The sequence below is a fragment of the Priestia sp. SB1 genome (assembly GCF_038898415.1).
Map to the genome: position 1 here is coordinate 1 of NZ_JBBJSS010000014.1, position 26385 is coordinate 26385.

Annotated in this window: 22 protein-coding genes; 11 read left to right on the plus strand and 11 right to left on the minus strand. The window is 32.7% G+C overall.

The window, feature by feature from the left end; all coding sequences use genetic code 11:
- Window positions 1-459: 459 nt before the first annotated feature.
- The 11 genes from WKH56_RS32330 (at window position 460) to istB (WKH56_RS32380) (ending at window position 12497) form a co-directional block, all read left to right on the plus strand.
- Complete coding sequence (locus tag WKH56_RS32330; protein ID WP_342837502.1) at window positions 460-2400, plus strand: lasso peptide isopeptide bond-forming cyclase; 1941 nt, start codon at window positions 460-462, stop codon at window positions 2398-2400.
- 15 nt (window positions 2401-2415) lie between these two features.
- Window positions 2416-2550 (plus strand): paeninodin family lasso peptide, encoded by a 135-nt coding sequence (locus WKH56_RS32335; protein ID WP_342837504.1) that lies wholly within the window; start codon window positions 2416-2418, stop codon window positions 2548-2550.
- Window positions 2551-2802: 252 nt separating this feature from the next.
- On the plus strand, window positions 2803-3735 hold the full coding sequence (locus WKH56_RS32340; RefSeq protein WP_342837505.1) for an aldolase: 933 nt from the start codon (window positions 2803-2805) through the stop codon (window positions 3733-3735).
- Window positions 3735-4046 (plus strand): lasso peptide biosynthesis PqqD family chaperone, encoded by a 312-nt coding sequence (locus WKH56_RS32345; RefSeq protein WP_342837506.1) that lies wholly within the window; start codon window positions 3735-3737, stop codon window positions 4044-4046. Before WKH56_RS32340 ends, WKH56_RS32345 begins: the two co-directional genes overlap by 1 nt.
- A 24-nt stretch (window positions 4047-4070) precedes the next feature.
- Window positions 4071-4541, plus strand: coding sequence for a lasso peptide biosynthesis B2 protein (locus WKH56_RS32350; protein ID WP_342837507.1), 471 nt, complete (start codon window positions 4071-4073; stop codon window positions 4539-4541).
- 493 nt (window positions 4542-5034) lie between these two features.
- Complete coding sequence (locus WKH56_RS32355) at window positions 5035-6834, plus strand: ABC transporter ATP-binding protein (RefSeq protein WP_342837509.1); 1800 nt, start codon at window positions 5035-5037, stop codon at window positions 6832-6834.
- A 393-nt stretch (window positions 6835-7227) separates the two neighbouring features.
- Window positions 7228-8421, plus strand: a complete 1194-nt coding sequence (locus WKH56_RS32360) for a nucleotidyltransferase domain-containing protein (RefSeq protein WP_342837510.1) — start codon at window positions 7228-7230, stop codon at window positions 8419-8421.
- A gap of 423 nt (window positions 8422-8844) precedes the next feature.
- Window positions 8845-9207: a helix-turn-helix domain-containing protein gene (locus tag WKH56_RS32365; protein ID WP_342837511.1), complete on the plus strand. Its 363-nt coding sequence runs from the start codon at window positions 8845-8847 to the stop codon at window positions 9205-9207.
- A gap of 90 nt (window positions 9208-9297) precedes the next feature.
- Window positions 9298-9630 (plus strand): helix-turn-helix domain-containing protein, encoded by a 333-nt coding sequence (locus WKH56_RS32370; RefSeq protein ID WP_342837512.1) that lies wholly within the window; start codon window positions 9298-9300, stop codon window positions 9628-9630.
- Window positions 9631-10194: 564 nt separating this feature from the next.
- Complete coding sequence (istA, locus tag WKH56_RS32375; RefSeq protein WP_205663343.1) at window positions 10195-11742, plus strand: IS21 family transposase; 1548 nt, start codon at window positions 10195-10197, stop codon at window positions 11740-11742.
- Window positions 11739-12497 (plus strand): IS21-like element helper ATPase IstB, encoded by a 759-nt coding sequence (istB, locus tag WKH56_RS32380; RefSeq protein ID WP_342837513.1) that lies wholly within the window; start codon window positions 11739-11741, stop codon window positions 12495-12497. Before istA (WKH56_RS32375) ends, istB (WKH56_RS32380) begins: the two co-directional genes overlap by 4 nt.
- 165 nt (window positions 12498-12662) lie before the next feature.
- Here istB (WKH56_RS32380) and istB (WKH56_RS32385) read toward each other — a convergent pair whose 3' ends face one another.
- The 11 genes from istB (WKH56_RS32385) to WKH56_RS32435 form a co-directional block, all read right to left on the minus strand.
- A complete protein-coding gene (gene istB / locus WKH56_RS32385; protein WP_047932902.1) occupies window positions 12663-13427 on the minus strand; it encodes an IS21-like element helper ATPase IstB in 765 nt (254 codons plus the stop codon).
- Window positions 13424-14686, minus strand: coding sequence for an IS21 family transposase (istA, locus tag WKH56_RS32390; RefSeq protein WP_081214011.1), 1263 nt, complete (start codon window positions 14684-14686; stop codon window positions 13424-13426). The genes istB (WKH56_RS32385) and istA (WKH56_RS32390) overlap by 4 nt, the downstream gene beginning before the upstream one ends.
- Window positions 14687-15571: 885 nt before the next feature.
- Window positions 15572-16453 (minus strand): UTP--glucose-1-phosphate uridylyltransferase GalU, encoded by an 882-nt coding sequence (gene galU, locus WKH56_RS32395; protein WP_342837516.1) that lies wholly within the window; start codon window positions 16451-16453, stop codon window positions 15572-15574.
- Between the two features lie 252 nt (window positions 16454-16705).
- A complete protein-coding gene (locus WKH56_RS32400) occupies window positions 16706-17737 on the minus strand; it encodes a GDP-mannose 4,6-dehydratase (RefSeq protein WP_342837518.1) in 1032 nt (343 codons plus the stop codon).
- On the minus strand, window positions 17712-19088 hold the full coding sequence (locus WKH56_RS32405; RefSeq protein ID WP_342837520.1) for a UDP-glucose dehydrogenase family protein: 1377 nt from the start codon (window positions 19086-19088) through the stop codon (window positions 17712-17714). Before WKH56_RS32405 ends, WKH56_RS32400 begins: the two co-directional genes overlap by 26 nt.
- A 24-nt stretch (window positions 19089-19112) precedes the next feature.
- Window positions 19113-20615 carry a lipopolysaccharide biosynthesis protein gene (locus WKH56_RS32410; protein WP_342837522.1) on the minus strand — a complete coding sequence of 501 codons (1503 nt, stop codon included), beginning with the start codon at window positions 20613-20615 and terminating at the stop codon, window positions 19113-19115.
- Window positions 20616-20706: 91 nt separating this feature from the next.
- Window positions 20707-21630: an ATP-grasp fold amidoligase family protein gene (locus tag WKH56_RS32415; protein WP_342837524.1), complete on the minus strand. Its 924-nt coding sequence runs from the start codon at window positions 21628-21630 to the stop codon at window positions 20707-20709.
- Complete coding sequence (locus tag WKH56_RS32420) at window positions 21627-22850, minus strand: O-antigen ligase family protein (protein ID WP_342837526.1); 1224 nt, start codon at window positions 22848-22850, stop codon at window positions 21627-21629. Before WKH56_RS32420 ends, WKH56_RS32415 begins: the two co-directional genes overlap by 4 nt.
- 101 nt (window positions 22851-22951) lie before the next feature.
- Window positions 22952-24118, minus strand: a complete 1167-nt coding sequence (locus WKH56_RS32425; RefSeq protein WP_342837528.1) for a glycosyltransferase family 4 protein — start codon at window positions 24116-24118, stop codon at window positions 22952-22954.
- Between the two features lie 66 nt (window positions 24119-24184).
- Window positions 24185-24970, minus strand: a complete 786-nt coding sequence (locus WKH56_RS32430; protein ID WP_342837530.1) for a glycosyltransferase family A protein — start codon at window positions 24968-24970, stop codon at window positions 24185-24187.
- Window positions 24971-25017: 47 nt separating this feature from the next.
- The gene (locus WKH56_RS32435) at window positions 25018-26364 is read right to left on the minus strand and encodes an AMP-binding protein (protein WP_342837532.1); all 1347 of its coding nucleotides are present in this window, start codon (window positions 26362-26364) and stop codon (window positions 25018-25020) included.
- Between the last annotated feature and the right edge of the window lie 21 nt (window positions 26365-26385).

A 26385-nucleotide genomic window follows, 5' to 3' on the forward strand; every position in this document is an offset into this window, starting at 1 on the left:
TATTGCAGGTGAATAAGTGTTGACATAAATATTCATAAAATGATACTTTTATCTTATTGTTCTTTATTAAGAATTTTATTACTTGTTTCCTGAATTTTAATGGTCCGTTTTTCATGATCTTATAAATAAAAAGATAAAAAATTACAATTTAAGGGATTTTTGCAAGTTGATAGTATTGACATAAATATTCATAAAATGATACTTTTATCTTATTGTTCTTTATTAAGAATTTTTATCTTCGACATGGAAAGTCAAATAAAGAGCAAAAATGATTACATATGGAATATTTCAAAATTAGACAGAGACGAATTCCCATAGTCTATAAGCTACGGAAGAGAGCGATGACTTTGTTGCTCAAAAAGTAAAATAGTCTATTAAGATGAGGGTTCTAGGTAATTTCTTTATAGATTAGAATCCTACAATATCTTATATAATTGCCCAAATAAGCAGGTGAAAAATATGAGTGCTATAACCGGTATTTATCATTTAAATAAAGAACCTATAAATATCCAGCATTGTCGTGACTTGATGATGAATTTACAGAAATATCCTGCTGACAATATTCAAACATGGTACTTAGAAAAGGTGTTTCTTGGATGTCATGCACAATGGATTACTCCAGAATCTGTGGGGGAAAAGCTTCCATTTTACGATTATGAAAGGCAGTGTGCAATTACTTCAGATGCAATTATTGATAACCGAAAGGAATTGCTTGAAAAGCTAGAAGTTGAACCATCACGACAGAAGTATATTACTGATAGTGAAATAATTCTTCTTTCTTACTATAAGTGGAAAGAAGATGTTCCGAAATTTTTAGTCGGTGATTTTGCCTTTATGATTTGGGATGAAAAACAACAAAGGCTGTTTGGGGCAAGAGATTTTTCAGGGAGCAGGACGCTTTATTACCACAAAAGTCAAGAAAAATTTGCTTTTTGTACAACAATAGAGCCTCTATTATCATTACCGTTTATAGAAAAAAAATTAAATGAACAGTGGTTGGCGGAATTTTTGGCGATATCAGGCATGATTGACGCCGTTGATTCATCGATAACGCCTTATCAAAATATAGAACAGTTGCCACCATCTCATAGCATTCTAATTGAGGAAAATAACGTTATTGTCAAAAGATATTCTTATTTAACTCAAGGAAAAAGATTACAACTAAAATCGAATGAAGAATACATAGAAGCATTCCAAAGCGTCTTTCAAGAGGCGGTTACCTCTCGGTTAAGGACACATAAAAATGTTGGGGCACAACTGAGTGGAGGCTTAGATTCAGGCGCAGTCGTTGGATTTGCCGTAAAGAAGCTACAAATGGAGAAAAGACCGCTGCACACCTTTAGTTATATTCCTCCTAAGGATTTTAGAGATTTTACACCTAAATATTTATTAGCAGACGAAAGAATTTATATTCAATCTACAGTAGATCATATAGGTGGAATTACTGATCATTACTGTGACTTTAAAGGAAAAGACTCCTTCTCTGAAATTGATGACTTTCTTGAGACATTAGAAATGCCTTATAAATTTTTTGAAAATTCTTTTTGGTTAAAGGGTATGTTTGAACAAGCTCGTAAAGAAGACATCGGTGTGCTGCTTAATGGTGATAGAGGGAATTTTTCTATTTCGTGGGGATTTGCCTTAGAGTATTACACACTACTTTTAAAGAGGTTAAGATGGTTTCGCCTATATCAGGAATTAATACATTACAGGAATAAAGTGGGAGGATCTAGATTACGTAACTTGAAAATTATGGCGAGAATTGGTTTTCCAATTATTAATAGAATGTTTCCAGAAGGCACACCATATACAATTCCTTCTTTAATTAATCCTGATTTTGCAGAAAAAATGGACGTTTATAACAAGTTTAAAGAATATGGAATTGATCGTACGGGTTGGTACTCCAATTCTAATTTATTTAACGAGAGAAAAAAGCATTTTGAGGACATCTTTCAGTGGAATGCAGGTAATACGCTAGCTGCCAAGCTTTCTTTACGTCACTCATTATGGAAGAGGGATCCAACCAACGATATACGCGTAGTTCAATTTTGTTTATCTCTTCCAGAGGGTCAATACGTACAAAACGGATTAGATCGTGCCCTAATACGAAAATCTACAGAAAATTATTTACCGGATAATGTTAGATTAAATCAACGCATTCGGGGTGTCCAGGGCGCTGATTGGGTTCATCGAATGATTCCCAAATGGGATGAATTTAAAAATGAAATACAACACCTTAGTACAAATAAAAGAGCTTTAGAATTTTTAAATGGTGAAGCTATACAGGCATCCTTATCAAAGGTTGAGCAGGTACCTAGAGCAGAATTTGCTACTGATCCTAATCTTAAATTTTTAATGCGTTGTTTAATAGTTAGTCGATTTTTACAAAAAATTAATTAAAAGGAGGTGATAACTATGAAAAAGGAATGGAAGAAACCCGAGCTAGAAGTTCTCGATGTTAATAAGACAATGCTTGGAAGTCATGGAGATTATACTGATGCTGCTTTTCCAACGCACACTCCTAAAGGTGATATAACATATGGAAGTTAAAGGGAAATGAATCATTAGTTATATCTTATTTAATAGTATCTTATTAGATTTCGTACATAGGAGACTATTCGAATAGTTAGTTAACAGGTATTAGCCCCCTATTTTTAGATAATAGGGGTCTTTATTTAAAAAAGTAACTATATTAGTTTTACCTATGTGCTAATTAATTAAGTATAAAAATAATTAGAATATAATATCTAAATTAACAGAATGTTCAAATTACAGAAAGGTATAATAAATGGGAAAAAATATATGATTAATACTTTTAAAAAAAATGTATACAAAGCGTTTGGTTTAACTATTTTAAGCGAAATTCCCTTACTAGAATTAATTCAAACTAATGTAGTAAGTGATGAAATAGATATTGTTATAGAAAGAGCTGATCTCTCTAGATTATGGTTACAGCATGCAAGTTCTGACGAGGATTTCGTCATAAAAAAAGATTGGGTCATGTTTCGTATGCCGGAAACAGCTATTTTTTTAGTTCAAAACGGTCGTAGAATATTGGTTTCACCAATGAATGTAGCCCACGAAAACGAAATTCGCCTTTATATTCTGGGAACCTGCATGGGAGCAATATTATTGCAAAGAAAAATCCTTCCCTTGCACGGGAGTGCAATAGCTATAAACGGAAAGGCATACGCAATTGTAGGAGATTCTGGTGCAGGGAAATCTACTCTAGCGTCGGCCTTTCTAACAAGAGGATTTCAACTTTTGAGTGATGATGTCATACCAGTAACACTTGATAATGAGAATATTCCAATTATAAAACCTTCTTATCCACAGCAAAAATTATGGTTAGAAAGCTTAAATCATTTTGGAATGGAATCAAATAAGTACCAACCCCTCTTTGTTAGGGAAACAAAATATGCTGTCCCTGTTCATTCTCAGTTTGCTACAGAGGCATTACCTTTGGCTGGCATATTTGAATTAGTTAAAGGAGATAAAGAGGAGATTGAACTTCAACCCATTCAAAACTTAAAACGATTTTACAAGTTATATTATCACACCTATCGTAATTTCTTTATTGAAGGTTCTGGTTTAATGGAATGGCATTTTAATACATGTTCAAAAATAATTAATAAAATTGATTTTTATCAATTACGGCGACCAACAACTCGCTTTACGGCTCACGATCTAACAGAATTAATCTTAAACACAATAAAAGTGGAGGGAAAAGTATAATGACTAAAATAAAGATTACACAAAATACTTTAGTTAGCCAAAAACAGGGGAATATAGTAAGTGATATGGATGGAGAAAAAGTGATGCTAAGTATTCAATCTGGCAAGTATTTTAATTTAGGTGCAGTAGGAGGCGAAATATGGGAATTAATACAAGAGCCTACTTCTGTTCACAATTTAGTTACAACCGTATGCTCACTATATGATGTCAGTCAAGATGAGTGTGAACGACAAGTTACCATGTTTTTGAAGCAATTAAGTGAGGAAGGAATAATTATAGTAGAGGAAAATAAAAAAAATGACAGTTTATAATTTTCTAGCCTTTAGGAGGAAAAAATGAACATTATAAGGAGAATTCTGGCTTTTTTTAGTTTGAATAGTAAAACTAAATTGCTTTTTATAGAAGCCTTTATTAATTTAGGAAAGGCGCGTTATCTCAAGAGCATCGCATTTTCGAAAGTTGCTCCTTCTTTAGGAGAACAAATGAAAGAGACGCCTCTTTCCCCTATAACATCAAATAAAGAAGAGCTAGCCAATATATCTAAGGCCATTCATATTATGAGTCGCTATACTCTTTGGGAAAGTCAATGTCTTGTAAAAGCAATTGCTGGCATGAAGATGCTCGAAAAAAGGGGAATAGAGAGTACTCTTTATTTAGGTACGGCTAAAGATAAAAATGGAGAGTTAGTTGCACATGCATGGCTCCGTAGTGGATCTTCATATATATCAGGTGCTGAAGTAATGCACCAGTTCACTGTCGTGGCTAAGTTTGCCAAAGAAATTAAAACTAATAAGCTAGATAGATAAATTATTTGAATTTTTAGAATTAAATCTTTTTAGATGTAATTTACGGTTTATTTTAATTAAATAAACCAAATTATTATTACTAAAATATGAATTGAAAATAATAGAATGTGATTTTATTTATATTTTGTAAGGATAGAGAGAATATCTCTCTGACATTTTTAAGGACATGACATTGTTGTATAAAATTAAAGATTTAGTTCTAAGATTGCTAATTAATAATAGAGGAAATTATACGGCATAATGTACTTCATCGAAAGAACGGTTTTCATATTTGGAAAAATAGTTAACCATACTTGGAGCCTCTTAATATAACTACTCATAAACCAAAGGCACTTGTGTCCTCGAATGTCCATCCATCATTCTTTCTTAAAAAGCCAATGTATATTGTATAACTAATTTCTAAATATCTAATGCTATTATTACAAGATTTACGGCAGATGAGACAAAAATGGAGTAAGACTTAGAATAAGCCCTGTGATTGGAGGAAATGATTTTGAAGCATCTCTTGCACTTTATTAAACAAATACATAATTATTCAGGGAAAATTCTTTATATTAATCTAATTTGTGTAATATTAATAAGTTTACTAGAGAGTGTGGGAGTTTTTTTGTTAGTTCCACTAATTGGATTGATAGGAATATTTAATATTAATAGAGAAGAAACTTCCTTTTTAAGTTGGGTTACTCAGTTATTTTCAGGTTTTTCTGAAACAATCAGCCTTTTGATCATATTAGGAGTCTATGTTCTATTAATGACTGGACAAGGAGTTTTTAAGCGCCATCAAACAATCTTAGGTGTGAAAATCCAACAACGTTTTATTAGATATTTAAGAGAAGAAACCTACAAAGATTTGCTACAAGCAAATTGGGCATTTTATTTAAAAAAAAGAAAATCTGACATTATTAACATCATGACAAATGAAACATTTCATGTGAGTGCTGGAATTAATTTATTTTTACAGCTATTATCTTCTATTATTTTTACATTGATACAAATTGTTATAGCGTTTTATTTATCTGTTAAGATGACTAGTTGTATTTTATTTTTTGGATTAGTACTTATGTTTTTTTCTAGGAAATTTATTCACAATTCCCGTTCATTGGGAAAAGAAACCTTTAAATTAACACAAACGTACTTAGCAGGTATAACTGATCATTTTAATGGAATTAAGGATATTAAAAGTAACTCCTTAGAAGAACTGCATTTGAGTTGGTTTCTTTCCCTAAGTAAGAAAATGGAGAAAAATAGAGTGGAATTAACTGCTGTAAGCACTACCTCTCAAATGATTTTTAAGTTAGTTTCTGCATTCCTAATTGCCATTTTTGTGTTTCTTTCCATAAAGCTTTTTAAGGCACAACCAACACAATTAATGCTAATTATGATTATCTTTACGAGGCTATGGCCAAGATTTACAAGTATCCAATCTAATTTAGAGCAACTTGGAGCCACTGTTCCATCTCTTAAAGCACTAATGGAATTACAAGATGAATGCTTAGAAGCAAAAGAGTTAAATAGTCAAGATTATAAAAATGTTCAGCCGATTAATATCAAACATGGGTTAGATTGTCATGATGTATATTTTAGGTACAATCAAAATGGGGATATATATGCACTTAAAAAAATAAATGTAAATATACCATCGAACCGCATGACAGCTATAGTGGGGAGATCCGGAGCTGGAAAGAGTACTTTAATTGATATTTTAATGGGCTTAAATCAACCAGATCGAGGAGAAGTCACTATAGATCATTTGCCTCTTACTAATGATCATTTATTATCACTAAGGAAATCTATTAGCTATATTCCACAGGATCCATTTCTTTTTAACGCAACAATAAGAGAGAATTTAACTATAATTGATCCTGGTACTAGTCAAGAAAAAATTTGGGAAGCCCTAAATTTTGCTGCAGCCGCTGATTTTGTAAAAAAGCTTCCTAAAGGTTTAGATACACTAATAGGTGACAGGGGTATTCGATTGTCAGGGGGAGAGAGGCAACGTCTGGTACTTGCGCGAGCAATTTTGAGAAAACCATCGATTCTTGTTTTAGATGAAGCAACGAGTGCATTAGATACGGAGAATGAAGCAAAAATTCAAGGTGCTATAGAAAAATTAAAAGGAACCATGACCATTGTGGTCATTGCTCACCGACTATCTACCATACGTAATGCAGATCAAGTGTTGGTCATGGAAGATGGGGAAATTGTTCAAGTTGGTGAATATAATCAGTTAAAAAAAGAAAAAAAGGGAATCTTCAGTAACTTGCTAGATATACAAAAAGAGTTAAGTCAGTAATATTAATTAGGTGTTTTGTCTTAATATTAGAAGGTTTTATCCAGAAAGCAAATAAAAATAAAAGTAGGTTTTTTGCTTGAACAAATTTTCTGCTACTGCTTTTTAAAAAATAAATTATGTAGTTAAATCTTTAGATTAAAATATGTAAAGGTATCTTAAAAATTATAGTGAGCGTATGAGTAAAACAATAGTCAAAATGAAAATTGCTAAAAGCTATAAAACTGGAAGTCCACTTTATTACAACGCTTAAAAATAAGGATGGAAAAATAATTACTTACGTTTGGTTACATAGTGGTTTCTTCTACATAACGATATAGGAAGAAATGAAGGTCATTCACAATTGTTGGGAACCTTTCTAAAGAAATAAGTAACGAGGAAGTGAAGTGGAAAATAATGAATAAGAAATTTAAACCTGATTTAAAACCCCTATCACATGAATTGAATTTTTTATTGGAATTATTGAAGGAAAAAAAAGGATTAACTATAAACCAAAATGAACATGACCACTTAAAAGATATTGATTGGAGAATTTTTCTTCAATTAGTGGAGCATCATCGGTGTTATCCGTTAATTTATAAGAAATTAAAAGGGTTTGATGGGAGATTGATCCCTCCTTATGTGATGCAAACCCTTAATCGCGAATACAAGAAAAATACTATTAAGATGCTTCAATTAAGTGGAGAGATGGAACAAGTGGATAAGGTTTTTAATCAGAATAATATTCCTCTTCTTTTTTTAAAAGGTCCTGCACTTGCATATGAACTTTTTGGGGATATTTCGCTTAGAATGTCTAAGGATTTAGATATTTTAGTTCTGGAAAAGGACATAGAGAAAACTGAAAAAATACTTTTAAATCTGGGGTATGAAAAAGAGGAAATACCAGTTGTGTTCAATGAAATAAAGTTAAGACGCCATCATATTGCTTATTATCATCCACAAAAGAGGGTTCAAATTGAAATGCATTGGAGATTACATCATCGTTCAATTGAAGGAGCAAACTTTGAGGAGCTATGGCACAGAAAAAGGGAAAGTTTACTAACTAATCATCCGTTACCCTTTATGGGTAGAGAAGACTTACTATTATATCTTATTTCTCATGGGTCCCGTCATGGATGGTTTCGCCTGCGTTGGTTAAAGGATATAGATCAAATAGTTATAAATGATGATATTAATTATGAACATTTTAGTTTACTAACTAGAAGATATAAACAGGAACGTCTAGTAGGACAAGCTTTTCAGCTAGCTAACTTACTCCTAAATACACCGATAAATAGTCATGTTAAAGAATTTGTGGAAACAAGACAAGCGAAAATTTTGGCAGAAAAAGCTCTTCCTTATATTAGAGAGATGGTACAACTACATTCAAATGTACAATCTAGACCTAGTCAGTTAGATAAATCCTTTAAAAGGTATTTATTTTCTTTAAAGTCCAAACGAAAAAAAATAGAATATATTACAATTATGTTTTATCCAAGTGTAGCAGATGAGAGAACACTCAAGTTACCTAAATGTATTAATTTTTTATATTTCCCGTTACGACCGTTTTTATTTATTTTAAGAAAAATAAGGAAAACTGAGCTTTTTTAAGAATAAAAAGTCTTAAAGAGGATAGTAATATTGTGCGCTTATAAAAGCATGTTAGAAGTAATACGTAAGTGGTAAGAAGATTAGACTAAGAAACATATATTATATTATGCAAAGATACTACACTAATTTGTGGGAAGGAACTTTGCATCTCATAAAATAATCCACATCTTTGACTTGTTTACTATATTCTCTTATTCTTTGTATCTACCCTTATTTTTATTAATTTACACTCTAATCATATTTTGAAAAGGTGAATTGAAAAGAAGAAGAAGAAGAAAAAGATAAAGATAAAGAGAATATAGCTCTCAATTAGCAGATATAACAACTTTTTTAATTATATTGATTTCTTGAATGGCATAAACGAATCTTTATTTCTTTTATAGTAAATTAATTATTAGTGTTTTTTAATAGGGAGGGTACTTAATGTTTGGTCAACGTATGAGAGAAATAAGACTGGAGAAAAAGTTATCAATTTCAGAACTTTCAAGACGTACTAAAATTACTAAGTCCTATTTAAGTAATATAGAACGTAACATTTGTACTAATCCAACAATCGATATTGTTCAGAAAATAGCAAATGGATTTGGCGTTCACCCTGCAGCCCTTTTAAAGTGGAAAGAAAATAGGAAAGAGTTACAACAGAGTGCTAATAACTATTCAAACGATATAAAGAATACAATAAACACAATGAATGATGAGCAACTTATTGAACTAAAAGGCTATGTTGAGATTATTGAATGGAAAAGAAAGAAATTACCTATAAATGATCTTGTTAAATTTATTTAATTATATTTTTGGAGAATTCCTCCCAAAATATAAAATGTTCTATATAATGAATGTTATAAAATTATATATTCATACTAAGGAGAATAATTAATGATTGGAGACCGCATTCATACAATTAGAGTTCAAAAGAGAATGACACTTTCAATGCTTGCAGAAAAAGCGAAGGTTACTAAATCATATTTAAGCAATATTGAGCGTAGTATTAGTAAAAATCCAACGATTGAGTTTGTAGAGAAGATAGCCTTCGCTCTTAATACTGAACCAGAATTATTATTAGGTTGGAGAAAAGATGAAAATGAGATATCAAGTCTGGATGATTCCTTTTCATATGTAAAAAGGTATTTGATTAATATGGATGACGAGCAACTTAGGGACTTAAAAGACTACATTGAATTCATTTTATGGAAAAGAAATAAAGAATAAACTAAAAAATTGAATTTCATCTTTTAGATAGACGATGAAATTTCTGTAATTAAACTAGTTTTACGAGGTTTTTCATTATAAAGAGTTTATAATACATTTTTATTAAATTCTCCTAAAATACATATTCGTATAGAAATAAAAATGTAGATAAGAGCAACATCATTAGATGATTACAATCTTTAATGATGTTGCTCTTTATCTTTTAGATAATGTTAAACGTATTTTATTAAAAATAGTGTTAGGCATTACACATATTGTAGAAAAATTGCCTATTTGTCATCAATAAGAGTAAAAGATATAACCTAACTTTTTATAAGTTAGTTATATCTTTTACACATATACTATAAAAACTTTTAATCTGTAACTTTGTATGAATGTAATATAACAAATCATTAGGTAACATAAGTAAAATGAGTATGTTGTATAATAGATGTAAACGCTAGAATATAATTGACAGTTTTTGCTCAATGTAATTTTACACTTTTGCTTCAATAAGCTAGAACTCTAGTAAAATAATAGAATGTGTTATTTTACTGGGGGGACAGCGTCTTGGAGGAGAAGTTAATGCTTTATTTAAATATTCAACAACTACATCAACGGAAGTTTAAAGTATCTCAAATTGCACAGGAGCTCAAAGTATCAAGACCAACCGTTTATAAATATTTAAAAATGACATTTGAAGAGACAAAAGCATACATGGAACAGCTTCAAGGTAAAGGTAAGAAGTTGGATCCCTACAGGGATTGGATTATCGCTTGGCTTGAAGAATACCCTCATCTCAGTGCAGCACAAATCCACGATTGGCTCTTAGAGCGTTATCCCGATTTAGTTGTGGGCGAGAGTACAGTAAGAGCATATGTGAAAGAGATGCGGGAGATTTATCAGATTGAGAAAAAAGTAATAATTCGGCAATATGAAGCAATCCCTGAACAACCTATGGGTAAGCAAATCCAGGTGGATTGGGGAGAAACGAAACAGAAGACAACTGAAAAGAATGAAATCAAACTATATTTCATCGCTTTTGTCTTAGCTCACTCTCGATACAAATACATGGAGTGGCAGGACCGGCCTTTTACAACAAATGATGCCATTCGATGTCATGAAAATGCATTTCAATTTTACGGAGGACGTACAGAAGAAATTGTGTATGATCAGGATCGTTTAATTACAGTAAGCGAAAATTCAGGTCAGCTACTTTTAACTTCTGAGTTTCAAAGCTATGTAAATGAGCGTAAGTTTAAAGTTCATTTATGTCGTAAGGCAGACCCAGAATCAAAAGGAATGATTGAGAATGTTGTAAAGTACATAAAGGGAAATTTCGCAGATAGCCGAGTATTTAGCAATATTGAAGATTGGAATAACCGTGCGTTACAGTGGCTACATCGCACTGGAAATCAACATGTTCATCAGACAACGAAAAAAAGACCAGCTGAAGTGTTCCCCGTCGAAAAGCAACACTTACAGCCCGTCTCTTCACCACTTTCATATGAAAGCGTCATTACCCCAAGTATAACAAGGAATATTAGTAAGGACAATACAATACGGTTCAAATCAAACCGTTATTCCGTTCCTCTCGGAACGTATAGTGCAGCCTCTGATAATGAGGTTTTTATTGAAGTCACTTCGAGCCAACCGCCAACGCTGATTATCCGTAAACAGTTAGAGGGAGAAGTAATTGCTGAACATAGCATTAGTAATGAAAAGGGAAAGCTTATTCAACATCTACATCATATCCGGGATCGCTCAAAAGGTATTGAAGAATTTAAGAAACAACTGGTTTCACATTTTGAAGATCAGGAACGTGCAACTTTTTATTTAAATGAAATTTGTTTAAGATACCCACGGTATCGGCGTGATCAGCTCATAATTATTCAAAACGTCATTGAGAAATACCCAATGTGGATTGAAGACACTTTGACTAAATGCATCATAGATAAACTTTACAGCGCCAATGACTTTCGGGATATCGCAAACCATCAAGATGCATTACAAACTGAATGCACCCAAAAGGTGAAGCCTCCCTTTATAAAACATTCAGGTAAAGACAACATCATAGTGACAACTCGCTCCCTTACTGCTTACACAAGTATTTTAGGGGGTGAACCACAGTGAATAAGACTGTAAATGACTTGCAGGAGCACTTTCGCCAATTAAGGTTATCGGAAACAGCTGAGGAGCTACCAAAGCTCCTACGTGAGGCTGAAAAATCTTCTTGGACGTATTTAGAATTTCTTGAATCTATCACACGTTATGAACTGAGAAAACGTGAAGTAAAGAGTTTAGAAAGAAGAATGAAGTGGGCGCACTTCCCTTACGTGAAGTCATTAAGTGAATTTAATTTAGAAGAGCAAAGAGCTTTAACGGGGCGCCAATTGACCCAGCTCGCAGAGCTAAACTGGCTTGAGCAGCAGTATAATTTAATTTTATTGGGACCGCCAGGCGTTGGTAAAACATTTTTAGCAATCGGTTTGGGAATTGAGTCTATTCACAGAGGTTTCAACGTCTATTTCGTAACTATGGGTGAGCTTATTCATCTTTTAAAAACGGAAGAATTTCTAAATAAATCAAACGTGCAGCTAAAGCGATTAAGAGGCGCCGATCTGGTCATTATTGATGATTTAATGTATATGGCAATGGATCAGCGAGAAGCAAATTTGTTTTTTCATTTAATTAATCATTTGTATGAACGAAGTTCCATCATTCTCACATCCAATAAAAGCCCTGAACAGTGGGGTGAATTAATGGGAGATCAAGGAATTACCACTGCAATTTTAGATCGTTTACTTCATCGTGTAGAAGTCATTCATATGGATGGAGATAGTTATCGAATGAAACATCGAAAAAGTGTATTTTCAGCAGAAGTGTAAAAAGCAAATAAGCAAAAAGTGTAAAATTCGACTTGACGTCTACAATAGATAATCTTAGTAAAATCATTGCCATTGAAGATGTTATAGACACATTAGCTATATCATTGTCAACAACGTTTTAAATTTACCCAATATCAGCGAAAACAAATTCCCCGTTATAAACGGTTAAGTAGTCAACTTGGCAGGATAAATTCCTGCCTTTTTCTTTTCGCGTAGACGATATGAATCTCCCTTTATATTAAATGTAATCGCATGATGAAGAAGCCGATCTAATACAGCTGTTGCCAACACTTCATCTCCAAAGACGTTTCCCCAATCAAGATAGGATTTATTTGATGTTAAAACCATTGCTCCTTTCTCATACCGTTTAGATACAACTTGAAAGAAAACATTTGCTGTGAGTTCGTCAAATGGAAAATATCCTACTTCATCTATAATTAAAATATCTGGCCGGCTCCATCGATTGACAAGCCGATGGAGGGTACCTTTCTCATTTGCCTTTCGGCATTGTTCTACTAAGTCATCTGAGGTTAAGAAGAGAGCTGTATATCCTTTGGTAATGGCCTCTACCGCGAAAGAAATAGCTAAATGCGTTTTCCCTACACCAGGTGGACCAAGTAAAATTCGATTTTCTCCATTCGAGATAAATCGGCACGTAAGTGTCTCTTTTACTTGTTTCTCACTAAGACTTGGTTGAAATGTAAAATCAAAGTCGTGAATCGTTTTGTTATAAGGGAGTTTTGCCTGTTTCATTCGTTTTTCCAATTGTCCCGACTCTTGCTTCTCTATTTCCTGTAAAACGATGGTGTGAAGAAATTCAGAATATGATACATTATCTTTAGATACGTCTTCTAATACACTATCTAGTTGGTTAGCTGTATGGTGCCAACCAAGCTTCCTTAGCCGGTCAATTAAGAGCTCGTTCATCATACATGTTCACCTTCTTCTAATGCTGCGTAAGCAGCGAGAGGACGTTTCTCTACTTTAGGGGATGGGTCTTGTGATTGAGAAACATCGGTCGCCAAACCTTCAATGTGTTTCTCTTTCTGACCCATCTCTGTCTTCTGTAAACCTTGATAATGTTCCATCCGGATATGTGTCGTTGCGTTTCCAGTAAGAATAGGATGTTTTGCTATACATTCATGTTCATCGTATATTTCTATATGATGATTTAATGTTTCCTTTACTTTAACGGTCTGTCCAACATAACGATAAGGAACGGAGTATTGTTTTCCCCCGTATGATATAAAACAATCTCGACTAACCTCTCTATGCTCCCAATGGGAAGTAGGAAATAAAGGTTTTCCCCCCCAGGCCTTCAGGAACTTCTGTTCCTGCTCAAACCTCTTAAAGGGTGCTTCATTTGTTGTCTGATTTTCCTTTTTATTAGCCACCTGATTTAACCATTCTTTTATATCCTCGTTTAACGCATTCAGTGTTGGTTCATGTTTTCTTTGAAAAAAGTTATCTTTTAAATACTTTACCGTTCTTTCTACTTTCCCTTTTGTTTGAGGCCTCCTTGGACGGCAGGCCTTTGGCACAATTCCATAGTAAGCCAAGAAATCTTCGAATTTCCGATTAAAACGAACTTCCACTGGGCTGTGCTTGATCACCACTGTTTTCATGTTATCGTAAAGGATTTGGTCTGGTATCCCATTAAAATAAGAGAAAGCATTCATATGGCATTTCATTAAAGTTTCTAGGTTCATATTCGTTGTGAATTCTACATATTTCATCCGGGAATAACCCAAAATCATGATAAATCCATATACATCTTGCAGCACATCATTTACTAAGTACTTCCCGACATACGCCCAGTCCATTTGAGCTTGCTTTCCAGGTGGCGTTTCAAACCGTAAGGTTGCTTGTTTCTTTGGTTGTTGGCGAAGAGGACGAACAAAATCTCTTAAGATTGTGAGCTGACCTTCATAACCCATTGCTTGTATTTCTTCTAATAAGACTACGCAATTAGTGGTACCCTCTTTAAGCCGTCCAAGTATATACGGTTTGTAAGGGGTTAATTTGCTTTCTTTTTTCTGTTTACTTCCTTTACGCTTAGGTAACTGGTTATCTTTTAGGTATTTACTGACTGTTTTGCGATCGAAACCCGTTGCTTCTGCAATAGCTGTTTTCGTCCAACCTTTTTGAAACAATTCTCTAATCATAAAAAACTCCCCAATCTTCAGCACCGTTTCTCCACTCCATCCATGATGTTGTCTTGAAACGATTATCTGTTATTATTGGGGAATTTTGAATCGCTGTTATTGAGTATTTTACAGTCGCTGATTACAATCATCAAAGAAAACCATTTATACATGCATTTAACGAAGAAAATGTTATAAAATTTATATTTGATAATTATCTCTTTAATAATTTCTTGAAAGGGAAGTAAAAGATATAATAGTAGATGATAAGAAGTAAAAATAGTAGTTTTCCAACGGCAGGGAATATTTAGAAGAAACAACAATAGGCGACCCATTCCTTCTGTTGAGAAAGATTAAGTCACCTACACAATGTCTATCTTATATAACAGAAATTAAGTAGTCATAATAATATAGGAGGGGTAAACTAATTCTAAATGTAAAAAAGGTTGGTTACGTACGTTGTAAGATAAAAGTAGCCTTTCTTTATCCTGAGGGAATACCTAGATCCAACTATATGCAGTCCAGATAATCCTTTGCCTGTCTGTACGTATTGTGGAGACAACAAAATTCTTCATAAATAGGAAAGCCAACGTTAATCATAGAATAATTGACTCTCCTATTCCTTTACTATACAGAGTTTTGTAAAGTTCTGAAAACTAACAAATAAGCATCCAGAATTAATACGTTTTTGACAAAAAAGATCCAAAAATCTTATAATCTCAAAGATTAGATGAATGAGAATAACCAATTTTATCTTGTAATAATTCACATATCAATCAGAAAGTTTTTAAATAATTAAAATTCTCATTTGTAAAATATCTTAACGGATAGTATAAGTATGACTAAAATATAAAATTTTTCCTAATGGTTATCAATATAATGTAGTAAAAGGCTTTTGAAATAACCTCCAAATTTAAATTCAAATAAAATTTATATTGTTACTTTATTGGACTCAATTAATGACTTAAAGTATGAAAGCAATTCTGATCGTAATTCCTGATCCTGAATTGCGAATTTAACCTGTGTCTTTATAAATCCAATCTTCTCACCTACATCATATCTTGTACCTTCAAAATCATAAGCAAATACACGTTGAATTTGGTTTAACTTTTGAATCGCATCTGTCAACTGAATTTCACCACCAGCACCAATTTCTTGTTCTTCTAAAAATTTAAAGATTTCGGGAGTAAACACGTATCGGCCCATAATCGCTAAATTCGAAGGCGCTGTACCTGCTACTGGTTTTTCAACAAAAGTATTGACTTGGTGACGGCGTCCATCATTTGAAGTAGGATCAACAATTCCGTACCTGTGTGTTTGATTATCTGGTACGGTTTGTACACCGATAACTGAGGATAATGTTTGTTCATATTGATTCATAAGCTGACGAAGACATGGAGTTTCTGCTTGGACAATATCATCACCTAATAACACAGCAAATGGCTCATCACCAATGAACTTACGTGCACACCAGACCGCGTGACCCAAACCTTTTGGCTCTTTTTGACGAATATAATGAATGTCTACATTGGAAGATTGACGTACTTTTTCTAAAATATCAAACTTTTCCTTTGATACTAGATTGTTCTCAAGCTCTGGAGCATAGTCGAAGTGATCTTCGATTGCACGTTTCCCTTTACCAGTAACAATAATAATGTCTTCAATACCTGATTCAATCGCTTCTTCAACAATATATTGGATAGTCGGTTTATCTACGATTGGCAGCATTTCTTTTGGCATTGCTTTTGTGGCTGGTAAAAAACGAGTACCCAACCCAGCAGCTGGAATAATAGCCTTTTTTACTTTTTTCATATATATCACCTCAAAGTTTAATTCGCACTTTTTACTAATAATTCTTCATTCTTATTCGTTAATTCGACAACATAGTTCCCTATATATTCCTTATCATAACTAGTATGGTTTTCTATTAATTCTGCACACTAGAATAGCCTATTTTAATAAAATTACAAGACTAGCTCATTCTATTAACATTGGAATGAACTAGCCTTGTAAAATAAACTATAACTGTGGTGCTTAAGTAATAGCATGTTTACCTGAAAAATCCTATTTTATCTTGTAATAATCCACATACCAATCAGAAAACTTTTGTAAACCGTCTTCTATCGATGTCTCCGGTTTAAACCCTACAGCCTTTTGTAACAAATCTGTAGATGCATAGGTGGCTGGTACATCACCCGGTTTAATAGGTTCAAATATCTTCTTAAATAATACTTCTCTACCTAGAGTCTTACTCAAGCATTTTTCCAGAGTTTCAATAAAAACCATTAATTTTTCCGGATTGTTGTTTCCGATATTAAACACTTTATGAGGCACATTATTTTCTCCAACCGAAGGGTTTGGAAGAAGGCGCTCAATTCCTTCTACAATATCATCAATATATGTGAAATCTCTATATAAATCTCTCTCGAAATCACCGTTATTAAATATATTAATTGACTCATCCGCAAAATACTTATTAGCAAATCCAAAGTAAGCCATATCTGGGCGTCCTAGTGGACCATATACTGTGAAGAATCGGAGACCTGTAGCTGGAATTTTATATAAATGGCTATAAGTATGAGCCATTAGTTCATTGGATTTCTTAGTTGATGCATAAAGCGAGACTGGATGATCAACAAAATCTGTTTCTTCAAATGGAACTTTTTTATTAGCACCATAAACAGAGCTTGAAGAAGCATAGATTAGATGATCTACTGGGTAATGTCTGCATGCCTCAAGAATGTTATAGAATCCAATAATATTACTTTGTATATACACATCAGGATTTTCAATTGAGTATCGTACCCCTGCTTGAGCAGCTAAGTTTACAACAATGTTTGGCGTATATTCTTTAAACACATTTGTAAGAGCTTCTTTATTAGAAATGTCTACTTTCAGGAACGTAAACTTCTCATATGGCTCCAATTGTTCTAAGCGAGTATGTTTAAGCCTTATATCATAGTAGTCATTAATATTGTCAATTCCTATAACTGTGCATCCTTGTTCTAGTAACTTTTTAGATAAAAAGTAGCCTATAAACCCTACTGCTCCTGTAATAAGATATGTTTTATTAAGATCTAGTTGACTGTAGCTCACGTTCGTTCGACTCCTTGATGTTTTGTCTTTCTACTGTTTTTCTTCCAATCGAATGATACTCTACTTGTGCTTGTTTCATTTCATCTACACTATAGATATTTCGTCCATCGTAAACTAATGGTGTTCTCATTAGTTCCTTATACATACTTGGCGTAATTTCTTTTACTTCACCCCACTCTGTAAAGATAAAGCAAACATTTGCATCTTTGATTGCCTGTTCAACATTAGACACGTAAGTAATACTTCCTCTTCCATGGCGACCTTCAGGATGTACTTTAGCAAAGTTATTTGCTCCAACGGGATCAAATGCATAAATATCAGCACCTTGTTCTAATAATAAAGGTATATTTTCAAGAGAAGCAGCTTCGCGTAAATCGTCTGTTCCTGGTTTAAAAGTTAAACCTAGTACAGCAACTTTTAGCCCATTAAATGTAATAAGACGGCGACTTGCTTTTTTATAAAGCATTATCTTTTGCTCTTTATTTATATCAATAGCAGCTTGTACTGTTTTTAGCTCGTAACCATTTTGTTTTGCAAGGTAATCTAATGCTTTTGTATCTTTAGGGAAGCATGATCCACCAAATCCAATACCTGCGTTTAAAAACTTACTTCCAATACGCTTATCAAAGCTCATTCCTTTAGCAACATCCTGAATGTCTGCGCCTACTAACTCACAAAGGTTGGCAATATCGTTCATATAAGAAATCTTCAAAGCTAGAAAGTCATTTGAAGCATATTTAATCATTTCTGCAGATCTACGGTTTACTGAGACAACAGGAAGGTTAAATGGTTTATAAATATCTTGTAAAAGTTCTTCAGCCCATTTGCTTTCTGTTCCGATGATAATTCTTTCTGCATGCAATGTATCATGCACTGCAGAACCTTGGGCTAAGAATTCTGGGTTTGATGCAACTTCTACTCTAACATCATTAATTAAGAAGTCTTGGATAAATTGTTCTACTTTATCGTTTGTTCCGACTGGAACTGTTGATTTTACTACTACTAAGCAATCTTTTTCTACCGATTCAGCAATTTGTCGTGCCACAGTTGCAATATAAGAGAGGTTTGCTGAACCGTCTGGTTGTTCTGGAGTTCCTACGCCAATAAAAATAGCATCTGCGTCCTTGTAAGCAGTTTGATAATCTGTTGTATAGTTAAGATTTCCTAATTCGTAGTTTTTTATCATTAGGTCTTGTAAATTTGCTTCATAGATTGGTGAAATACCAGACTTCATTAATTCTACTTTTTTTTGATCAATATCTACACAAGTTACTTGATGGCCCATTTCGGCAAAGCATACGCCTGCTACTAACCCAACATACCCGGTACCTGCTACAGCTATTTTAAACATAATTTTATCTTCCTTTACTGTAATTTATTTTCCTTTTATGCTATTAAACTTAGAATCTGGACTCTGGGATTTTTGTTTGAATCTTTTGCCTATAATCTTAATCAGATCTACTCTTATCCCTCTAAATAATAGAAGGATTGCAAAATAAACAATGATACAGGTAGAAATGGAGATTATGCTCCAAGCAATTCCAGTATTAAAACTTCTTTTTAAAAAATAACCTATAATCCCCATAGAACAAGAAGCGATTAAGGAAGGTAACACATTTCTAAACATTTCTTTTACGGGAAATTTAACTACAAATTTCATAAGTAATAAATGGACCACTATCCCCTGTAACCGAATCCAAGTACGAGCGTAAATTAGGATTATGAATCCATATTTTCCGCTTATTAAACACGTTGGTACCAGAACTACCAGATGCAAAAGTTGAGCTAAGAATGATAACTTAGGTCTTCCTTTTGCTCTATATACCTCACTGCAATAGTGCCCAAAAATTATTGTAATTGAGCTAGATAATGCCCATATTCCAACAATTTCGCTGGCTTGGCTCCACTTACTACCTAAAAGTATTTGAGTTGCTAAATCACTATAAAGATATATACCTACTCCCATTGGAAAGACAAGTATGGCGATAAATCTTTGCATTTTGAAAAAAGTAGAATTAAATTCTTTATTATTATCTTGTAAACGAGACAAGGCTGTAAAAAGTATAGGAGTGGTAGCTCCTGTAATTAATGCCAAAAGAGAATTTACCATGGTAGTTGAAGTCTTATATAAACCTACATAATATTCATTTAGAAAACTACCAATGATTAATGTGTCAATCCATATTGTTAACCAAATTGAAATAGCCTCTAATAAGGACCATATACTAAATGACAACATATTTTTTAAAATACTTACGTTATAAAACAACTGAGGTTTCCATGTTGATTTAACAGTTAATATTAGTGCATCAGCTAAACGACCACTTATCATCCCAATAACCAAAGACCAATAACCCAATCCTGCTAATGCTAGAGGAATAGTAATTACTAAGGGGAGGAATATAGATATCATCCTTACAAAGAATAAGGTTTTATAGTCAAAGTCTCTTCTATATAAGGCCATCTGAATACTAGAGAATGCTGTTAACGGTAGCTGTATGCACGAAATAGTTATAACAAAACCCATTTCAGGACTACCGACTAATTTTGCAATACTATCATCAAAAATTGCTATTATACCCAAAAGGATAATAGAAAGAGCTAAGTTAGTCCAAAAGGCTACATTAGTGTATTTAAATTTTTCTTCCTTATCTTTAAATTCACGCTGAACTAAATACTTTTGAAAACCCGCATCTGTAAACATATCTGTAAAACTAACTATCATGGTAACAATCGCTATTACCCCAAAAGCATCTGGTGATAATATTCTTGCTAGAATCATATTAGTAACAGGTGTTATAACCTTTGCAGCTATTTGAGAAAAAGCAGACCATCTTGTAGCATTTATCATCTTACCTTTTAATTCGGTTTTCTCCAAAAGAATCTCCTCTTACGAATGAGAATACTCAATTACTGGTATTCTCATCATATATTTTTAATATCGACACTATATAACATGTATAGATCTTTTAGGTATGAAGATTATTTTCCCTTTTCAAATCTATCCAACTGCCCATTTTTTCTCCAAATTCTGCTGGTGAAAAGTTTTCCAAACCTGCTCCATGATAAAAAGTCATTTCCCCAAAGTAGATATCACCATTTATAAAATAAAAATCTATTCTTACATGAGGATAGTCTTTTGCAAGAATTTTCCCTAACCTAAGCATCTCATCTAACTTTTTAGGTTTTTGTATAATTACCTCAGGATTATTTGGGTATTCAATAGATGCATCTATATAATTCCAATTGATATCATATAAGTTCCTCATGTGTCCTTTAAATCGATTATAATCAACTTGTATAATCTTAGGTTCACCGTGGAAGTAAAATATTTTATAATCTTTTAAATCTTCATCAGACTTATCAATCATAAATTTTTCACAAATTATACGTGGTTTGACATTTTTATATGGCCACTCTCTTCCAAACCAATACCAATTTTTTTTCATCCATCTTTTTAATTTTTTTATAGCTTTTTGTTTATCTAACGTTTTTTTTGATTGACAAATAATGTTGGAACCAGATCCATGTGTACACTTTAATACAAATTTTTCAGGAAGCTTATCCCATTCTATATCCTCAACACTTTCATATACATCTATGAGAGGAATCAAATATTCTTCTCCAATGGTTTTCTCAATGTAAGATCTTACATTATATTTATCCACATAGTTACTATAATCAGGATTCCTATTATATAATTTTAACCATTGTAGCTTTTCATTGTATGTAGATGGATTATCTAAACTTAAAGTCTTCTTTGTTTCACTCCAATAGAGTAATTTTAAGTATAGAGAATCTGGTATCCAGTTAAAAAGGCCCTTTTTTCCAAATGCAAGCACTAGCTTATTCGGTGAATGTAAGTAACGCTTACACATATTAATAATTCTCAAGGCTTTTGCCTCCCTGTAATAAATTTCTTGTCATTTTTATAGTTTAATTTTTTTCTAGTCGTATATAAGAAAGCTATGACCATTCCAAACGCTATACTTGATGTTAGCTCATAGAAGTGTATTACTCCTATACCGAGGAATAATAGTATGCCTAAGAAACCCATCATGATTTTAGATTGTTTTAAGAGTTCTGTGTCCAACCTTCTACTTAGTATTAGTCCAAAATAATTAAATAGCAATTTAAGGTAAGGAATAAAGTATAATATACAGCCAATAATACCCGTACATGCTAAAGCTTCCGAATAAGTTGAATGAGAATAAGTTCCAAACATAGAAACAGCTCTAAAATTATTAAACCCTAATCCTACTAAAGGGCTCTGTTTAAAGAATGTAAATGCTTCATTGTACATCCCTTCTCTTGTATCTGATCCGTTTTCAAATAACAAGGTTAATCTCTGAATTAAAACTGATCCCTCGAATAAAGGGACTAATAATTGATAACCTAAAAATATAACCAAAAGTATAGAGAGGAGACCCTTTATTTTATCAGGAAATTTTAAACTTTTGATATCTCTAAATATCACAAAGGCAAACCAATAAACGAATATGGCAATTACACTAATAAAAGATTTCCTAGAACCCGTTAACAGGCATACATAAAGTAGCAATAAGATAGCACTAAAAGAGATAATAGAAAATACTAGTTTCTTAAAATTATGTTTGAATAGAATACAACAAACACCCAAAGCCATTGTAATCCCTAGCGAGTTAGGATTATTGTCAGGACCCATTGAAATTCTACCTTGGCCGTACTCTACCCCTTTGAAGGTTGTAGTGATTGCACAAATTAAGGAGAACAGAATAAAAACATTGATAAAAAAATCTATATTATTATCGTGTTTTGATATATATATTATCCCAAACATTAAGAGTAAGAATTCAATGAATATAAAAAGTGCGCTAGAAAGAAAACCATAACTTGTTGCTATTAATAATCCAAATATATAGGATGTCAATACAAATAAAGCCCAAAACATTAATTCTATGGTAAAAGAAGTAATTAGTCTGGTTCTAGTTGTAAATGCATGCAGAATTATAAATCCCATAACCCCTGCTCCAAGTATTGGTAAAGCATTTGGAATTTTTAAAAATACGACTTGAAACCAACCATAGTACAAGACTAATAAAATATAGAATATTTTGCTAATTTTTATTAACATAATGTGCTCACCCACCTCTTACTTTTATTTTTAAAAATCGTAATAACAACTAGAAAATGGGTGTTTTTCTAAAATCGTTTATAGATTCTAATTTAAGTAACTTACTGTAAATTCCCCTTAATAAAACCTAGAATATTTTCAGCTCTCTCTTCAATATTTAAGGATTTAGACTTCTCTAGTGAACCTTTAGATAGTCTTACACGTAATTCATCATCTTCATATACCTTTTCAATAGCCTTTGCAATTTCATCTATATTAGTAGGGTCAATTCTTATTGAACAGGTTTCATCTAATATGTCATCATTAAAAGATCTATTAGATGATATTATTGGTAAACCACAAGCCATAGCTTCAATTATTGAATTACAGCAACCTTCTGCTAACGTTGGCAATACAAAAACGTCTGCTGCAGATAATAACTCAGGAATTTTGTCATGAGGCTGCTTGCCTTCAAATAAAATTCCATCACAGTTAGGTCTGACATTTCCAAAACCTATAAATACAGATTTTATTTTGTTAGCCCCTACTTTTTCTATGGCCTTAGCTAATCGGTTAGCTCCTTTTACCTCTACAAACCTGCCAACAAAAGCAACTATAAAAGCATCCTTAGGTAGACCATACTTTTCTCGCATCTTATCCTTATCTCGCTTATAAAATAACTTATTGTTAATTGAATTTGGAAACACTTTTATCTTCTGTTCCGGTACAATGTTCTGTTCCACTAGTATCTCTTTATTAGCAGTTGAAACAGAGACTACTCCACTTATATCTTTTAACAGCTCTCTTGTACGTTTTTTTCCTAAATAATCAATAGTATAATTAGTATTTTCACCATACGCAAAGAATGCAGGTATATTAAATTTCTTAGATATAGTACTGGCTGATATTCCTGAAGGGAAAATAAAATGTCCATAGATAGCATCAAATTTAATATTTAATTTTTTTAACATTTTTATACAGCTGTACTCGAAAAACTTTAGATTAAGAGTATTTGTGTTAATAAAACCAAATTTTTTTGATGAGAAAGTTACATATCTTGGTGAATATATTTGAATTTTATTATTTAATGTTTTTTTACTCCATTGCTTAGGGCGTAGCACTGATTTTCTTATTATTTTCTTTGTTACTGATACTGGGTTTATTACTGTGCAGTTAATGTTCTTCTCAGCAAAAGCAACAACTAACTGATCAATGAATGGATTTTTTGGATCGTCTGGTGTTGGATATGCATCAGTTATGATACAAATATTTTTGATCTTTTTACTCATTATCCTTACCTCATTACCTCATTATTCGAAATTTAATTAAGCTAAACTATTACAAAAGTTTTTTATTTAATTTCGTTTTTTATTTTTTATGCCTTTCTTCATGCTGGAGTATATATCTTTGAACGGCATCGTCACCGATTTATTCTTAGAGTATTTATAAGAAAGGCCTAATGCATAAATTTCCGCCAATCTAGGCATAACAGTTGATAAAAGTACTCCCTTATCATAAAAAAGTTTCTCATTATACCCCCTAAACCATGTGGATTCTTCTTGCTTTACATAGGCTATTTTTTTAGTACTACTGTATATTTTAAGGCCCCTCTTTAAACAATCTTGAAGAAATATCGTATCCTCACCACTACTATATTTTGCCCCTCCACCAAACAAAAGAGAAAACCATATATTTTGTTTTAAAATACTATTTCTTCTAAAAGCAATTCTTGCGCAACCATATCTCATTGCTTGCTTTCGACCCACGCTACCACTCTTTCTAATAGTGCTTAAAGGTTTATCCTTGTTAAGACTTTCTAAACTGAAAATGAGAACGTCAGCGTCTGGATAGTTATTGAATTCTTCAATAATCATTTCACTATAACCATCAACATATATCATATCCTCATCTGCAAAAAGACAAATATCTGCTGATGCTTTTATCAATGCAGTATTTCTACTTCTTCCTACCCCTCTCTCATTCAAATGGTAGAAATGTACAGATTTTCCGCGGAAATCTAAAGTTTCACTTTTGTCTTGGTCACATTGATTAATAATTATTGCATCAGTTTGTAGGTTCATCTCTTTTAAAATTTCATGATTCGTGCGATGCATAGCTGACACAAGTACTTGGATATTCAAAATTACACACCTAACTTTCTAATTTAGGAATACTCTAACTTAGCATATTAAAATTTTCTTATTAAAAATTTCAGCTTTCCACTAGGCATTCTTTCTAAATTATCTACTACTCTCCAGGAAACGTTCATATCTCCTACAAATTCTTTAGCGTTCTTCACCACTAATTTCATAGATTCCTTATCAAAATTCTCATTTGGAATGACGTTAATAACAATTTCCTCACGTGAAACCTGAATAATTTGGCTTTCGTTTATACCAATAGCAGGTTTAAGAAGCTGAGTAACTCTAGTTACTTTCCTGTTATCTTTTGTGAGAATATAATCTTCTATTCTACCTACTATATTAGATAGATAAGGAGTCTCGATTTTGCAGCCACAAGGAGTTCTATACATTATCCCCATATCACCCGTGGCATATCTAATAAAGGGTGCTTTACTACTATTAAAATCTGTTACTACTATTTCTCCAATGTTGCCATCTTCTACTCCATTACCATTTTCGTTAACCACTTCTACATAGTGTGAAGGTAATATATGGTAGTTTCCGTTCTCACATTGCACTGAACACATTCCTACTTCTCCTAATCCGTAAGTCTGATATACAGGACATGCAAATGCTTTTTGAATCTTCTCTTTTTTTTCTAACGATAGGCCTTCGCTATCAGTAATAATTGCGTTTAGCCCCTTATATACTATTCCATCTTCAATCATTGCTTCAGCTAATGCTGCCCAACCTGAAGGAAAACCAGTTGCATAAGTAGGCTTAACCTTTTTAAAAGCTCTAATGTAATCTTTATAAGTCTCTTTTGATATATGGTAAGCACTACACTGTAGTTGCTTGTATCTATCTATATAGACCCAGTAGGGAGGGCGTTTTTTATTAAAAGATGCCACCTTAACACCTGAAATTCTGACAGACTTATCGTTTATATCACATCCACAATAAGTATAAAAATCGTTATATTGTTTTCTTTCTATGGTTACACTTTGTTTATCGCGGTAATATTTTAATGGCATACCAGTTGATCCACTTGAAGAACCTTTCCAAAGCTGTTGATTAATATTTACTACATTTTTGGAAAAGAGATTTTCAAGATTTCCTCTTACTATTTCTTTTGTTAATAAAGGAATATTTTCAAACTCTTTCTCAGAATGAGTCGTATATTCTTTTAGAAATTCATAGTAGGGGACATTATTTGCTGCTTCTTGAATGAAATTTTCTACTAGGCTTACATTATAATATGACTGACTGACTGTTTTGAAAGTGCGAAAATTAGAGTAATCTATATCTTCGCTCTTTCTATATTTGTCTCGTCTTATTGCTTCTAGATTTGCAAAAAGCCTTTTTACTATGTAAGGAGAATTTATATATATGTTACTTATAATACTTTTCACTATGCACCTCGTTAGAACCTT

Coding starts and splice junctions, on each gene's coding strand:
- WKH56_RS32420 (WP_342837526.1), bottom strand. CDS start 22,850: ATGTTAATAAAAATTAGCAAAATATTCTATATTTTATTAGTCTTGTAC.
- WKH56_RS32350 (WP_342837507.1), top strand. CDS start 4,071: ATGAACATTATAAGGAGAATTCTGGCTTTTTTTAGTTTGAATAGTAAA.
- istB (WP_047932902.1), bottom strand. CDS start 13,427: ATGATGAACGAGCTCTTAATTGACCGGCTAAGGAAGCTTGGTTGGCAC.
- istA (WP_205663343.1), top strand. CDS start 10,195: ATGCTTTATTTAAATATTCAACAACTACATCAACGGAAGTTTAAAGTA.
- WKH56_RS32345 (WP_342837506.1), top strand. CDS start 3,735: ATGACTAAAATAAAGATTACACAAAATACTTTAGTTAGCCAAAAACAG.
- galU (WP_342837516.1), bottom strand. CDS start 16,453: ATGAAAAAAGTAAAAAAGGCTATTATTCCAGCTGCTGGGTTGGGTACT.
- WKH56_RS32335 (WP_342837504.1), top strand. CDS start 2,416: ATGAAAAAGGAATGGAAGAAACCCGAGCTAGAAGTTCTCGATGTTAAT.
- WKH56_RS32330 (WP_342837502.1), top strand. CDS start 460: ATGAGTGCTATAACCGGTATTTATCATTTAAATAAAGAACCTATAAAT.
- WKH56_RS32425 (WP_342837528.1), bottom strand. CDS start 24,118: ATGAGTAAAAAGATCAAAAATATTTGTATCATAACTGATGCATATCCA.
- WKH56_RS32360 (WP_342837510.1), top strand. CDS start 7,228: ATGAATAAGAAATTTAAACCTGATTTAAAACCCCTATCACATGAATTG.
- WKH56_RS32405 (WP_342837520.1), bottom strand. CDS start 19,088: ATGTTTAAAATAGCTGTAGCAGGTACCGGGTATGTTGGGTTAGTAGCA.
- WKH56_RS32370 (WP_342837512.1), top strand. CDS start 9,298: ATGATTGGAGACCGCATTCATACAATTAGAGTTCAAAAGAGAATGACA.
- WKH56_RS32340 (WP_342837505.1), top strand. CDS start 2,803: ATGATTAATACTTTTAAAAAAAATGTATACAAAGCGTTTGGTTTAACT.
- WKH56_RS32365 (WP_342837511.1), top strand. CDS start 8,845: ATGTTTGGTCAACGTATGAGAGAAATAAGACTGGAGAAAAAGTTATCA.